11 protein-coding genes are annotated in these 12,359 nt (G+C 70.2%); 9 read left to right on the top strand and 2 right to left on the bottom strand.

Features of this window, described 5'->3' with window-relative positions; translation table 11 throughout:
* The first annotated feature begins 11 nt into the window (after nt 1–11).
* The 4 genes from ACQ859_RS01835 (at nt 12) to ACQ859_RS01820 (ending at nt 3,193) form a co-directional block, all read left to right on the top strand.
* Nucleotides 12–1,001 carry a KpsF/GutQ family sugar-phosphate isomerase gene (locus tag ACQ859_RS01835; RefSeq protein ID WP_431264363.1) on the top strand — a complete coding sequence of 330 codons (990 nt, stop codon included), beginning with the start codon at nt 12–14 and terminating at the stop codon, nt 999–1,001.
* Nucleotides 1,002–1,122: 121 nt separating this feature from the next.
* Nucleotides 1,123–1,608, top strand: a complete 486-nt coding sequence (locus ACQ859_RS01830; protein WP_431264362.1) for a KdsC family phosphatase — start codon at nt 1,123–1,125, stop codon at nt 1,606–1,608.
* On the top strand, nt 1,608–2,420 hold the full coding sequence (lptC, locus tag ACQ859_RS01825) for an LPS export ABC transporter periplasmic protein LptC (RefSeq protein WP_431264361.1): 813 nt from the start codon (nt 1,608–1,610) through the stop codon (nt 2,418–2,420). Before ACQ859_RS01830 ends, lptC begins: the two co-directional genes overlap by 1 nt.
* Complete coding sequence (locus tag ACQ859_RS01820; RefSeq protein ID WP_431264360.1) at nt 2,417–3,193, top strand: SDR family oxidoreductase; 777 nt, start codon at nt 2,417–2,419, stop codon at nt 3,191–3,193. The genes lptC and ACQ859_RS01820 overlap by 4 nt, the downstream gene beginning before the upstream one ends.
* Nucleotides 3,194–3,397: 204 nt before the next feature.
* Here ACQ859_RS01820 and ACQ859_RS01815 read toward each other — a convergent pair whose 3' ends face one another.
* A complete protein-coding gene (locus ACQ859_RS01815) occupies nt 3,398–3,910 on the bottom strand; it encodes an RNA recognition motif domain-containing protein (protein WP_431049239.1) in 513 nt (170 codons plus the stop codon).
* Between the two features lie 296 nt (nt 3,911–4,206).
* Here ACQ859_RS01815 and ACQ859_RS01810 point away from each other — a divergent pair, with 296 nt between their 5' ends.
* From ACQ859_RS01810 to ACQ859_RS01790, 5 genes are all read left to right on the top strand, one after another.
* Nucleotides 4,207–5,157, top strand: a complete 951-nt coding sequence (locus ACQ859_RS01810) for a helical backbone metal receptor (protein WP_431264359.1) — start codon at nt 4,207–4,209, stop codon at nt 5,155–5,157.
* A 41-nt stretch (nt 5,158–5,198) separates the two neighbouring features.
* Nucleotides 5,199–5,912, top strand: coding sequence for a two-component system response regulator CreB (gene creB / locus ACQ859_RS01805; protein ID WP_431266439.1), 714 nt, complete (start codon nt 5,199–5,201; stop codon nt 5,910–5,912).
* Between the two features lie 6 nt (nt 5,913–5,918).
* On the top strand, nt 5,919–7,436 hold the full coding sequence (gene creC, locus ACQ859_RS01800) for a two-component system sensor histidine kinase CreC (protein ID WP_431264358.1): 1,518 nt from the start codon (nt 5,919–5,921) through the stop codon (nt 7,434–7,436).
* A gap of 67 nt (nt 7,437–7,503) precedes the next feature.
* Nucleotides 7,504–8,922 carry a cell envelope integrity protein CreD gene (gene creD / locus ACQ859_RS01795; protein ID WP_431264357.1) on the top strand — a complete coding sequence of 473 codons (1,419 nt, stop codon included), beginning with the start codon at nt 7,504–7,506 and terminating at the stop codon, nt 8,920–8,922.
* Nucleotides 8,923–8,992: 70 nt separating this feature from the next.
* Nucleotides 8,993–10,696, top strand: a complete 1,704-nt coding sequence (locus tag ACQ859_RS01790; RefSeq protein WP_431264356.1) for a GMC family oxidoreductase — start codon at nt 8,993–8,995, stop codon at nt 10,694–10,696.
* Between the two features lie 33 nt (nt 10,697–10,729).
* On the opposite strand, the gene ACQ859_RS01785 is transcribed toward ACQ859_RS01790, so the two are convergent.
* Nucleotides 10,730–12,106, bottom strand: coding sequence for a leucyl aminopeptidase family protein (locus tag ACQ859_RS01785; protein ID WP_431264355.1), 1,377 nt, complete (start codon nt 12,104–12,106; stop codon nt 10,730–10,732).
* Nucleotides 12,107–12,359 lie beyond the last annotated feature (253 nt).

Below are 12,359 nucleotides of genomic sequence, written 5' to 3'. Positions count from 1 at the left end.
CTTTCGCCCTTATGACGACCCATGCCGCCCTCACCCATTCCCGCGCGCTCGACGTGGCCCGCGCCGCCTTGAAGGTCGAGGCCGACGCGCTGCTGGCGCTCGGTCCGCGCCTCGGTGAATCGTTCGAGCAGGTGGTGCGGACGATCCTCGACAGCGCCGGCCGTGTCGTGGTGATGGGCATGGGCAAGAGCGGCCACGTCGGCCGCAAGATCGCCGCCACGCTGGCGTCCACCGGCACGCCCGCGTTCTTCGTCCATCCGGGCGAGGCCAGCCACGGCGACCTCGGCATGGTCACCCCCGGCGACATCGTGCTGGCACTGTCCAATTCCGGCGAGAGCGACGAGCTCAACGCCATCATCCCGGTGCTCAAGCGCCTGGGCGTGACGCTGATCGGGATGACGGGCGGCCTGTCCTCGTCGCTGGCCAAGCATTCGGACTTCGTGCTGGACTCGCGCGTGGAGCAGGAGGCCTGCCCGCTGAACCTGGCCCCGACCGCGAGCACCACGGCGCAGATCGCGCTCGGCGACGCGCTGGCCGTGGCGCTGCTCGACGCCCGCGGCTTCCGCGCCGAGGACTTCGCGCGGTCGCACCCGGGCGGCTCGCTCGGCCGCCGCCTGCTGACGCACGTCCGCGACCTGATGCGCAGCGGTGACTCGCTGCCCCGCGTCGGCGCGGACATGCCGCTGCTCGACATGATGCGGGTGATGTCCGACAAGGGCCTGGGCTGTGCCGTGCTGGCCGATGCCGACGGCAAGGTCGGCGGCATCTTCACCGATGGCGACCTGCGCCGCCTGATCGAGCGCGGCACCGATCTGCGCGGCCTGACCGCCGGGCAGGTGATGCATCCGAATCCGCGCACGGTCGCCGCCGACGCGCTGGCCGTCGTCGCGGCCGACCTGATGGAGCAGGCGCGCATCACGCTGGTCCTGGCGGTCGACGACGAGCAGCGCCTCGTCGGCGCGATCAGCATCAACGACCTGATGCGCGCGAAGGTGATCTGATGAGCGGCTCTTCTCCGGTGGTGCGCGAACTCAAGCCCGCGCTGTCCTTCCCCCCGAGCTGCTGCTGAAGGCGCAAGGCCCGGCGCTCGGGCTCAAGGCCGCGATCTTCGATGTCGACGGCGTGCTGACCGACGGCCGCATCTACCTCAGCGAAGCCGGCGAGACCATCAAGGCCTTCGCCACGCTGGACGGCCATGGCATGAAGCTGCTGGCGCAGGGCGGGATCGTTCCCATCGTCATCACCGGCCGGGACTCGCCGGCGGTGCGGCGCCGGGTGGCCGATCTCGGTTTGCCGCATGCGGTCTACGGCGCGAAGAACAAGCTGGCCGCGGCGCAGCCGCTGCTCGATCAACTGGGGCTGCACTGGGACGAGGTGGCGGCGATCGGCGACGACTGGCCGGACCTCCCGCTGATGGTGCGCGCGGGCTTCGCCTGCGCGCCGGCGCAGGCCCATGCCGAGGTCAAGGCGGTGGCGCACCACGTCACCGCCGCCGCCGGCGGACACGGGGCCGCGCGCGAGTTCTGCGACCTGCTGCTGATCGCGGCCGGCCAGTACGCGAAGCTGTTGAACGGCCACCTCGAGACCCTGGACGGGAGCGGTCACTGATGGCGGCACTCGTTCCGCCGCCGACCGCCCCGCGCCGCCGCGCGCAGCCGTTGCTGTGGCGCCTGCAATCGATGCTGGCCAATTACGTGCCGCTGCTGCTGATGGCGATGCTGGCGGGCTTTACCTGGTGGCTCATCAAGAACACGCCGCAGCTCGAGGCGCCGCGCGAGAAGGTCGCGCCCAAGCATGAGCCGGACTACCGGATGAACGGCTTCGAGGTGCAGCGGTTCAGCAGCGACGGCCGGCTCACCGGCCGGATCACCGGCACCGAGATGCGCCATTACCCGGACAACGACACGCTGGAGATCGATACCCCGGAACTGCGCGCCTACGGCAAGCTGGACGAACTGCTGGTCGCCGATTCGCAACGCGGCGTGTCCAACGGCGACGGCAGCGAGGTGCAGCTGCTCGGCGACGTGAAGGTCAAGCGCTACCCGAATGGCGACACGTCGAAGGCGCCCGATCTGGAGCTCTACGGCGAGTTCCTGCATGCCTTCGTGCCGCAGCAGCAGATCCGCTCCCACCTGCCGGCGCGCGTCGTCGGGATGGGCGGCGAGATGCAGGTGAAGAGCTTCGTCTACGACCAGCTGACCGGTCGTCTGACCTTCAGCGGCGGCGGTCGCGCGACCTTCGCGGCGCAGCCCGGCGTGCGCCCGTCGCTGCAGCCCGCCAAGGCCGCGGCAAAGGCCGCCGAGAAGGCTTCCGGCAATGCCGCCAACGCCGCGACGGGTACTGCCGGCACGGCTGCCAAGCCGGCGGCGAGACCCGCCAAGGCGGCTTCCGGCACCGCGACCTTCAGCAGCAAGCCATGACCCGACTTGTCTACATCACCGGTGCCTCCAGCGGCATCGGTCAGGCGCTCGCGCTGCAGTACTACCGCGAGGGCTGGAATCTGGCGCTGGTCGCGCGCCGTGTCGAGGAGCTGGCGGCCTGGGCTGAACAGCAGCGCCTGGCGCCGTCCCGGTGGCGGGTCTACCGCGCCGACGTCAGTGACATCGAGGTCATCGCGGCGACGGGCCGCCAGTGCATCGCCGAGCAGGGCCTGCCGGACGTCGTCATCGCCAACGCCGGCATCAGCATCGGCATGGACACGGCGATCTACGAGGATCTCGCCGTGATGCAGCGCCTCTATGCCACCAACAACATCGGCCTGGCCGCGACCTTCCATCCGTTCATCAGCGCGATGCGGGCGCGACGCAGCGGCACGCTGGTGGGCATCGCCAGCGTCGCGGGTATCCGTGGGCTGCCGGGACATGGCGCTTATTGCTCGAGCAAGGCCGCGGTGTTCAGTTATTGCGAGAGCCTGCGCGGGGAATGTCGGCCCGACGGCGTGAAGGTCGTGACGATTGCACCAGGGTATGTCGATACTCCGCTGACGCGCGAGAACCGCTATGGGATGCCCTTCCTGATGCAGCCGGAAGACTTCGCGCGCAAGGCCTATGCGGCCATCGAGGCGGGGGCGCGGGTGCGCTTCATCCCGTGGCAGATGGGCGTCGTGGCGCGCCTCATGCGGCTGCTGCCGGGCGCGGTCTTCGATCGGCTGCTGGCGGGGCGTCCGCGCAAGCATCGTCAGGGCGAGAGCTGACCCTGGCGCACTGCCACGGCCACTGGCCCTCACCCCAACCCTCTCCCGCAAGCGGGAGAGGGAGCAAGACAAGGCCTGGCACTGCCTGAGGCCCCACCCGGCGAACGGGTCGGCGAATCAAGAGCCGATCACCCAAAGAAAAAGGCGCTCCGAGGAGCGCCTTTTTCATTGCGAAGCGGGATGGACCCGCCTGCCGTGCGTGGCTCAGTAGCCGCCGCGACCGCCGCCGTAGCTGCCGCCGCCGCCACCACCGTAGCCGCCACCGCCGCCGCCGCCGTAACCGCCGCCGCCGCTACGGCCACCGCCGTAACCGCCGCCGCCGCCACTGCGACCACCGCCGCCGCCACCACCGTAGCCGCCGCCGCCACCACCGCCGTAGCCGCCGCCACCGCTGCGGCCACCGCCGCCGCCGAAGCCGCCACCACCGCTGCGGCCGCCGCCGAAGCCGCCACCGCCGCCCGGACGGTCTTCACGCGGACGAGCCACGTTGACGACGATCGCGCGGCCGTCGAGGGCCTGACCGTTCATGCCGTTGATGGCAGCCTGCGCTTCATCGTCCGTCGACATTTCCACGAAGCCGAAGCCCTTGGAACGTCCGGTCTCACGATCCATCATGACCTTGGCGGAAATGACGGTGCCGAATGGCGCGAATGCCTCCTGGAGCGACTCATCTCGCACGCTGTAAGCGAGGTTGCCCACGTATAGCTTGTTTCCCATGGGGGAAGCCCTTTCAAAACCAAATAACCCAATGTGCTGCTTCAACCCATCGTGAACCACTCATACGAAGGCGCTGCATTCAGGCGATCCGATTATGTGTGACAGGATTGGCGGTTCGCAACGCGTCAAGCTGGTTGTTGTTTTTCAGCTTATGCGCACAAACCCCGAGCAGTGTCAGAGGCGCTCAACAATTTCCGCCTCCGGCCCTTTGGAGGGGCAAATCAGACTCCCGAGTCCCTCGATTCGTGCTCGGTGTTTTCCACTATGCGGATGCAACCCTGCTGAAATCGCACATCGTGTCGCCCATCGCCCCACCCCACCCACTTCCGGACAAGGCCCTTGCCACGCCGCGCCTGCGCATCGTCTCGCTCGTCCCGTCCGTGACGGAACTGCTGTTCGCACTTGGATTGGGACCCTGGATCGTCGGCCGCACCGGTTTTTGCATTCACCCCGCGCCGGCGGTGTCAGCAATATCAAAGATCGGGGGGACGAAGGACGTCAACCTCCCGAAAGTGAGAGCGCTGGCGCCCACGCATGCGGTGGTCAACGTGGACGAGAACCGCCTCGAGACGGTCGACGCCCTGCGAGACTTCATCCCCCATTTGGTGGTGACCCATCCGTGCGGTCCGGAAGACAACCTCGGCTTGATCGCGCAGATCGTCGAGATGGTGGAGGTTTTTGCCGCCGAACAGGGGGTCAGGTCTGAACCCGCCGGAAGAAATGTCACTCGACGGGAGGAAATTTCCTACCTCGACGGGGCGTTGCCGGATGTCCCCGAACTCCGTGACCGCGCCGACCGCCTCGCCGCCCGGCTGCAGGAGGCGCTGGCCGCCTGTCGGTCCTTCCTCGCCGATCGACCGCCGGCGCAGGGCCCGCGTCGCGTGCTCTATCTGATCTGGCGCGCGCCCTGGATGACGGTGGCGCGGGACACCTACATCGCGCGCATGCTCGCCGAAGTGGGCTGGGACACCTGGCCCCCGGTCGACGGCGGCCCGCACGGCGCGGCGCGGTACCCGGTCGTGACGGGTGAGGAGCCCTGGCTGGCGGAGATCGACGAGCTGCTGCTCAGTTCCGAGCCCTACCGCTTCGGTGAGGAACATCTGGCCGAAGCGCAGGCGCTCTGTCCGAACGCCCGGGTGCGGCTGGTCGACGGCGAATTGATCAGCTGGTACGGGCCGCGTGCCGCCGACGGGTTGCGTTACCTCCGCGAGCTGGCGGAGGCGAAGCGCTGCACAACTCCGCGATGATCGCGGACATGAGCACGTCTTCCGCCGCCGCGCCTTCCGCCATGTCTCCTGTGTCGACACCGTCGCCCGCGCCGTTCGCCGGCCAGGTCCTGCTGCTGGAGGACGACCCCGCCATCGCCCAGACCGTCAGCTTCGTGCTGGAGCGGGAGGGCTACCGGGTCCGCGCCTGCGGCTGGCTGCACGAGGCACGTTCGGCGCTGGCCTCCAACGCGCCGGACCTGGCGATCCTCGACGTCGGCCTGCCGGACGGCAACGGCCTGGACCTGTGCCGCGAACTGCGCCAGGGCCCGCTGGCGCGGCTGCCGGTGCTGGTGCTGAGCGCCCGCAGCGAGGAGGGCGACAAGGTGCTCGGCCTGGAGCTCGGCGCCGACGACTACCTGGCCAAGCCCTTCAGCAACCGCGAGCTGGTCGCGCGGGTCCGGGCGCTGCTGCGCCGCGCCCAGGCGCCGGTGGCGCCGGCCGCGCCAGCCATCGCCGGCTTCGTCGTCGAAGCCGAAGGCTCCCGGGTGCGCTTCCACGGGGAACTGCTGCCGCTGACGCGCCGCGAGCTCGGCCTGATGCTGCGCCTGCTGAAGGCGCCGGGACGCATCCACAGCCGCGACAGCCTGCTGGACGCGGTCTGGGGCATGGACGCCGACAGCGGCGACCGCACGGTGGACACCCACATCAAGACGTTGCGGGCCAAGCTGCGCCAGGTGCGGCCCGACCTCGACCCGATCCGCACGCACCGCGGCATGGGCTATTCGCTGGAGTAAGGGCGGATGCGCCTCGGCCTGCGACTGTTCCTCGGCTTCTTCCTGGTGGCGGGGCTGAGCGCCTTCATCCTGCTGCGCGTCGTGCTGGGCGAGTTCAAGCCCAGCGTGCGCGAGGTGATGGAGGACATGATGGTCGACACCGCCAACCTGGTGGCCATGCTGGCGCGCGATGAACTCGCCGCGATGCCGCCGGGCGGCAACCTGAGCGGCACGCGTTTCGCGCAGCGGGTCCGCGACTACGCGGAGCGGCCCGTGGACGCTCGCATCCTCAGTGCCCGCAAGCGCTCGCTGGATTTCCGCATCTACGTCACGGACGCCACGGGACGGGTGGTGCTCGACACCAGCCCGACATCGGCGGTGGGACAGGATTACTCGGCCTGGAACGACGTCGCGCGCACGCTGCGCGGCGAATACGGCGCGCGCACGACGCCGGAGCAGCTGACGCCTTACGGCAACGCGGGCGATCTGGGCAATGGCAAGGACGCGCAGGGCAGTCCGGTGATGTACGTGGCCGCGCCGGTGCGTGTCGGGAACCGCACGATCGGCGTCGTCACCGTCGCCAAGCCGGCGGCGGCGGTCCAGCAGATCATCTTCCGTGCCGAGCGCCGCATCTGGATCGCCGGCCTGTCGCTGCTGGCGGTGTCGCTGGCGGTGGGCGTCGCGGTGACCGTGTGGATGATCGCGGCGGTGCGGCGCCTGCGGCGCTACGCCCAGGAAGTCCAGATGGGCCAGCGGCAGGTGCCGCCGAAGGTGCCCGGCGAGCTGGGCGATCTGGCGCATGCGATGGAGGCGATGCGGGAACGGCTGGACGGGCGCGAGCGGCTCGAGCACATGGCGCGGGCGCTGACGCATGAGCTCAAGAGCCCGCTGGCCGCGCTGCGCGGCGCCGGCGAACTGCTGCAGGACGAGCTGCCCGACGCGGACCGGCAGCGCTTCGCCGCGCAGGTCGTGTCGCAGAGCGAGCGCATGACGGAGCTGGTCGAGCGGCTGCTCGCCCTGTCCACGCTGGAACTGCGGCGCGGACCGGCGCATCCGCGTCCGGTGGCGCTGGTCGGCGCGGTCGACGAGGCCCTCGCGTTGCTCGGCGACCGGCTGACGCAGCAGGGGCTGACTGTGCGCTGGCTGCGCCGCGATGCCGTGGAGCTGCAGGCCGACGCGGAAATGCTGGCGCTGGCCATCAGCAACCTGTTGACGAACGCGATCGACTTTGCGCCGTCCGGCTCCGAGCTGACGCTGCAGGTCGGCGTCGCGTCCGCGAGCGGCACTCACGGCGCCAGCGCCTTCTTCGAACTCCGCGACCATGGCCCCGGCGTGCCGGCGGGCGCGTTCGCGCAACTGGGCGAGCGCTTCTTCTCGACGGCCCGGCCGGGCAGCCTGCGCAAGGGCTCGGGCCTCGGGCTGGCCATCGTGCGCCAGATCGCCGGCCTGCATCGCGGCGAGTTGCGCTTCGAACCCGCCGAGCCCGGCCTGCGCGTGAGGCTCGCCTTCCCGCTCTTCACGGCCGCTTCACAAACTTCGTCCTGAACTCACCGCCGCTCCCGAGACTGCCGCCTTCCGTGGACCGCCGAGGGGCGAGGTGAAGGAGATGCAGATGAAGGCGCTGTGGTGGAAGCTGGTGATCCTGGGCGGCGTGACGCTGCTGTTGCTGTTCGTGCTGTTGCGGATCGGCTGGCTGGTGGACGAGCGCCAGGAGCGCCAGCGCGCCGCCGAGGCCGGCGTGGCCGCGGCGCAATCGGGCCCGCAGGTGTTGCTCGGACCGCTGGTGCAGCGCAGCTGCTCGGAGGAATGGGAGTCCGTCAGCGGCACGGGCAAGGACCTCACGAAGACGCCGGAACGGCGCGACTTCGTGCTCTCGGCGGTTCCCGCCGAACTCAAGGTCGACGGCACGCTGAACCAGGAGCAGCGCGAGCGCGGCCTGTTCAAGGTGAACGGCTATGCGGGCGAGGTGACGTTGCAGGCGCAGTGGGCCTCGCTGGGCGCGCTGACGCCCGTGGCGGAGCACAAGGGCAAGCTGAGCTGCGAGGACCCGCGCGTGATGTTCGCCGTCAGCGACGCTCGCGGGCTGCGTGCCGTGACGGTCAAGCAGGGCAATCAGGCGCTGCCGGTCCGGCCCGGGACGCGCCACGACAGCTACCCGCACGGCTTCCATGCCTCGCTGCCGAACCTGGCGCCGGACCAGGCGCTGACGCTGTCGTTCGCGATCAACCTGGTGGGGATGACCGACTTCGGCATCGTGCCGGCCGCCTCCGCGACGCAGGTCAAGCTGCGCTCGAACTGGCCGCATCCGAGCTTCGGTGGTCGTTTCCTGCCGATGTCCAAGCTGATCGACGAGCGCGGCTTCGAGGCGCAATGGCAGGTGACCGAGCTCGCCACGACGGCGCCGCGCGACGTCCTGGCCGGGTACGCGCTCCCGGGGGTCCAGCGCGATCCGGAGGCAGGCCGTGCCTACGCACCGAATCCGGTGCCGGGCCGTGAGGGCAGTCCGGGCGTCGTGGCCGACACGCTGGCGTTCTCGATGATCGATCCGGTCAACCCGTACGTGATGAGCGACCGCGCGATCAAGTACGGCCTGCTGTTCATCGTGCTGACCTTCGTCAGCGTTGGTCTGCTGGAACTGCTGTCCGGCAAGCGCGTGCACCCGGTGCAGTACCTGCTGGTGGGCCTGGCGATGACGCTGTTCTTCCTGCTTCTGCTGAGCTTGTCCGAACACCTGGGCTTCGCGCTGTCCTACGGGATCGCGGCGGGCGCGGCGATCGGGCTGCTGAGCTTCTACGGCGCGGCGATGCTCGGCGCGGCCCGTCGCGGGCTGGGTTTCGGCGCGCTGGTCACGGTGCTCTACGGCGCGCTGTTCGTGCTGCTCAACCTGGAGAAGGCCGCCCTGCTGGTCGGCGCCTCGCTGCTCTTCGCGGTGCTGGCGGCGGTGATGGCGCTGACGCGACGCATCGACTGGTACGCGCTGAACGGGCGCACTGCGGATCTGCCGGAAGCGGAGCCCCTCGCCACTCGGTGACAACGTGGTTGCCGGCCGCCCGTGGCTCGGTCAGCATGGGTCTTCACAGACCCATCACGACAAGAGAGACATGGGCGGAGACAACCCAAGCAGCGACCGCGACGCGGCGCCCGAGACCGCCTCGGGCCGCTTCGACATCATCATCGTGGGCGCCGGCACCGCCGGCTGCCTGCTGGCCAACCGGCTCAGCGCCGACACGTCCAAGCGCGTGCTGCTGCTCGAGGCCGGCGGCCGCGACGATTACCATTGGATCCACATCCCCGTCGGCTACCTGTACTGCATCGGCAATCCGCGCACGGACTGGCTGTTCAAGACGGAGCCCGACGCGGGCCTGAACGGACGCAGCCTGCGCTACCCGCGCGGCAAGGTGCTGGGCGGGAGCTCGAGCATCAACGGGATGATCTACATGCGGGGCCAGCGCCGCGACTACGACGGCTGGGCCGAGGCGGCCGGCGACGGCGCGTGGCGCTGGGACGCGGTGCTGCCGTACTTCCGCGAGCATGAAGACCATTGGCGCCTGGACGAGGGCGCCGAGCGGCCACCCGGGTTCGACCCCGCGATGCACGGGCACGGCGGGGAGTGGCGAGTCGAGAAGCAGCGCCTGCGCTGGGCGGTGCTGGACGCGTTCGCGGCGGCGGCCCAGGAAGCCGGCATTCCCGCGACGCCCGACTTCAATCGCGGCAACAACGAGGGCGTGGGTTATTTCGAGGTCAACCAGCGCAACGGCTGGCGCTGGAACACGGCGAAGGCTTTCCTGCGGCCGGCCTGCTACCGGCGCCCCAACTTCGAGATGTGGACGGGCGCGCACACGCAGCGGCTGCTGTTCGAGCAGACCGACGGTGAGCTCCGGTGCGACGGCGTGCTCGTGCGCACGCCGCATGGGCTGGAGACGGTGCGCCTGAATCCGGGTGGCGAAGTGCTGCTCGCGGCCGGCGCGATCGGTTCGCCGCAGCTGCTGCAGCTGTCAGGCCTCGGGCCGGCGGCACTGCTGCAACGCCACGGCATCGAGGTCGTGAAGGACCTGCCCGGCGTCGGCGCCAACCTGCAGGACCACCTGCAGATCCGCGCGGTCTTCCAGGTCGACGGCGTCAGCACGCTCAACACGCTGGCGTCGAGCTGGTTCGGCAAGGCGCGCATCGGACTCGAGTACGCGCTGCGCCGCACCGGACCGATGAGCATGGCGCCGTCGCAGCTCGGCGCGTTCGCGAAGAGCGGACCGGACAAGGCGTGGCCCGATCTGCAGTACCACGTGCAGCCGTTGTCGCTCGAAGCGTTCGGCGAGCCGCTGCACGCGTTCAACGCGTTCACGGCGAGCGTCTGCAACCTGAATCCCACCAGCCGAGGCACGGTCGCGATCCGCAGCGCGGACGCCGCCGATGCGCCGTTGATCGCGCCCAACTACCTCAGCTCCGCCGAGGACCGCGAGATCGCCGCCCGCAGCCTGCGCCTGACGCGGCGCATCGTCGAGCAGCCGGCGCTGTCGCGCTACCGGCCGCGCGAACACAAGCCCGGTGTCGAGTTCCAGACCGACGAGGAACTGGCCCGCCTGGCCGGCGACATCGCCACGACGATCTTCCACCCGGTCGGCACCTGCCGCATGGGCCGGGCCGACGACGAGACGGCCGTCGTCGACAGCCGCCTGCGCGTGCGCGGGGTGGCCGGCCTGCGCGTCGTCGACGCGAGCGTGATGCCGACGATCACCAGCGGGAACACGAACTCGCCCACGCTGATGATCGCGGAGCGCGCCGCCGCCTGGCTGCGCGCCGGGGAGTGATCGGGCGCCGGTCAGGCGCCGATCACAGGACCGTCAGGCGCTGAAACGTTCCTCGATGTAGGCCAGCAGCGTGCGGATCGTCTGGGCCTCGCCGCCGACCGGCCGGCCCGGACGCGCGATGTCGTTCCAGGCGAACAGGTCGATGTGCAGCCAGTCCTGCTCGGGCGGGATGAAGGCCTCGAGGAACAGCGCCGCGTTGATCGCGCCGGCCAGCGCGCTGCGGCCGGTGTTCACGATGTCGGCGATGCTCGAGGTGATGCCTTCCTTGTAGGGCGACCACAGCGGCATGTGCCACAGCGGGTCGTCCATCTTCAGGCCCAGGTCGACCAGGTCGCGCCCGGTGTCCATGTGCTTCGAGAACAGCGCCGGCAGCTGCGCGCCCAGCGCGATGCGGGCCGCGCCGGTCAGCGTGGCCAGGTCGATGATCAGTTCGGGCTTGGACTCGGTGGCGTAGGCGAGCGCGTCGCACAGGATCACGCGGCCTTCGGCGTCGGTGTTGCCGATCTCGATGTGCAGGCCCGCGCGGGTCTTGATCACGTCGCCCGGACGGTAGGCGTTGCCGCTGATCGAGTTCTCCACCGCCGGGATCAGCACCTGCAGGCGCACCGGCAGCTTCAGCGCCATGATCAGCGTGGCCAGGCCCAGCGTGTTGGCCGCGCCGCCCATGTCCTTCTTCATCTGGCGCATGCCGTCGGCGGGCTTGATGTCCAGGCCGCCGGTGTCGAAGCACACCCCCTTGCCGACCAGCGTCAGTCTGGGGTGCTTGTCGCTGCCCCAGTTCAGCTCGATCAGGCGCGGCGCGCGGGTGCTCGCGCGGCCGACCGCGTGGATGGCCGGGAAGTTCTTCTTCAGCAGGTCGTCGCCGACGATCTCCTTGAACTTGGCGCCGTGCTGTTTGCCGACGACGGCCGCGGCCTTGGACAGCTCTTCCGGACCCATGTGCTCGGCGGGCGTGTTGACGAGGTCGCGCACCGCGGTCATCGCGGTGGCGATCGCCAGACCGCGCTGGCCGTCCGGGCTGCTCTTGATCAGCAGCTGCGCCGGCTCACGCTTGCGCGGCTTGTAGAGGTCGAACTGGTAGCAGCCCAGTTCCCAGGACATCGCGGCCGCCTCGTCCTGCAGCGGCAGGCCGTCGGGCGACAGGGTGTAGACGCCTTCCGGCAGCGCGAGCGGCAGCGCCGCCAGCGCGAACGGGTGGGCGGCATGGGCCACGCCGGCGAAGACCTGCGCCAGCTTGCCGTCCTCCCCAGGCACCAGGGCGAAGGTGTCCGGGGCCGCGGAGAAGCCCAGCGTCGCCAGCCATTGCTGGGTGCGCTTGGGCAGCTTAGTCGCGAGGGCCTGGTAGGCGGCGCGGTCGAGCGCCAGGATGGGCGTGGCGCGGGCCACCGAGTTCTTGAATTGGACGTTCATCGATGCAGCGGCTCGCCGCGGGTCGCGCGGGGAGCCGGCCTTGGGGGTTGGCGGTGAGCCATTCTCGCTCGGGCTGCCGTACTTCCGCCGCCGCTGGCCCTCACCCCCACCCTCTCCCGCAAGCGGGAGAGGGAGCAAGAAGAGCGCCGGCGAGCCTCCGTCTCCCGCTCGCGGGAAAGGGGGTAGGAAGGGTGTTGGGGCGGCCCCTCTCCCGCATCGCGGGAGTGGGGGTGAGGGCCCGGGGTCCGGGAAC

The sequence above is a fragment of the Roseateles chitinivorans genome (assembly GCF_050632235.1).
GTDB lineage: Bacteria > Pseudomonadota > Gammaproteobacteria > Burkholderiales > Burkholderiaceae_C > Roseateles > Roseateles chitinivorans_A.
This window is presented reverse-complemented; position numbering and strand designations above follow the sequence as displayed.

Bases quoted from the DNA above. Each gene is read 5' to 3' on its own strand.
- ACQ859_RS01835 (WP_431264363.1), top strand. From the start codon at position 12: ATGACGACCCATGCCGCCCTCACCCATTCCCGCGCGCTCGACGTGGCC.
- lptC (WP_431264361.1), top strand. From the start codon at position 1,608: ATGGCGGCACTCGTTCCGCCGCCGACCGCCCCGCGCCGCCGCGCGCAG.
- ACQ859_RS01820 (WP_431264360.1), top strand. From the start codon at position 2,417: ATGACCCGACTTGTCTACATCACCGGTGCCTCCAGCGGCATCGGTCAG.
- ACQ859_RS01815 (WP_431049239.1), bottom strand. From the start codon at position 3,910: ATGGGAAACAAGCTATACGTGGGCAACCTCGCTTACAGCGTGCGAGAT.
- creB (WP_431266439.1), top strand. From the start codon at position 5,199: ATGTCTCCTGTGTCGACACCGTCGCCCGCGCCGTTCGCCGGCCAGGTC.
- creC (WP_431264358.1), top strand. From the start codon at position 5,919: ATGCGCCTCGGCCTGCGACTGTTCCTCGGCTTCTTCCTGGTGGCGGGG.
- creD (WP_431264357.1), top strand. From the start codon at position 7,504: ATGAAGGCGCTGTGGTGGAAGCTGGTGATCCTGGGCGGCGTGACGCTG.
- ACQ859_RS01790 (WP_431264356.1), top strand. From the start codon at position 8,993: ATGGGCGGAGACAACCCAAGCAGCGACCGCGACGCGGCGCCCGAGACC.
- ACQ859_RS01785 (WP_431264355.1), bottom strand. From the start codon at position 12,106: ATGAACGTCCAATTCAAGAACTCGGTGGCCCGCGCCACGCCCATCCTG.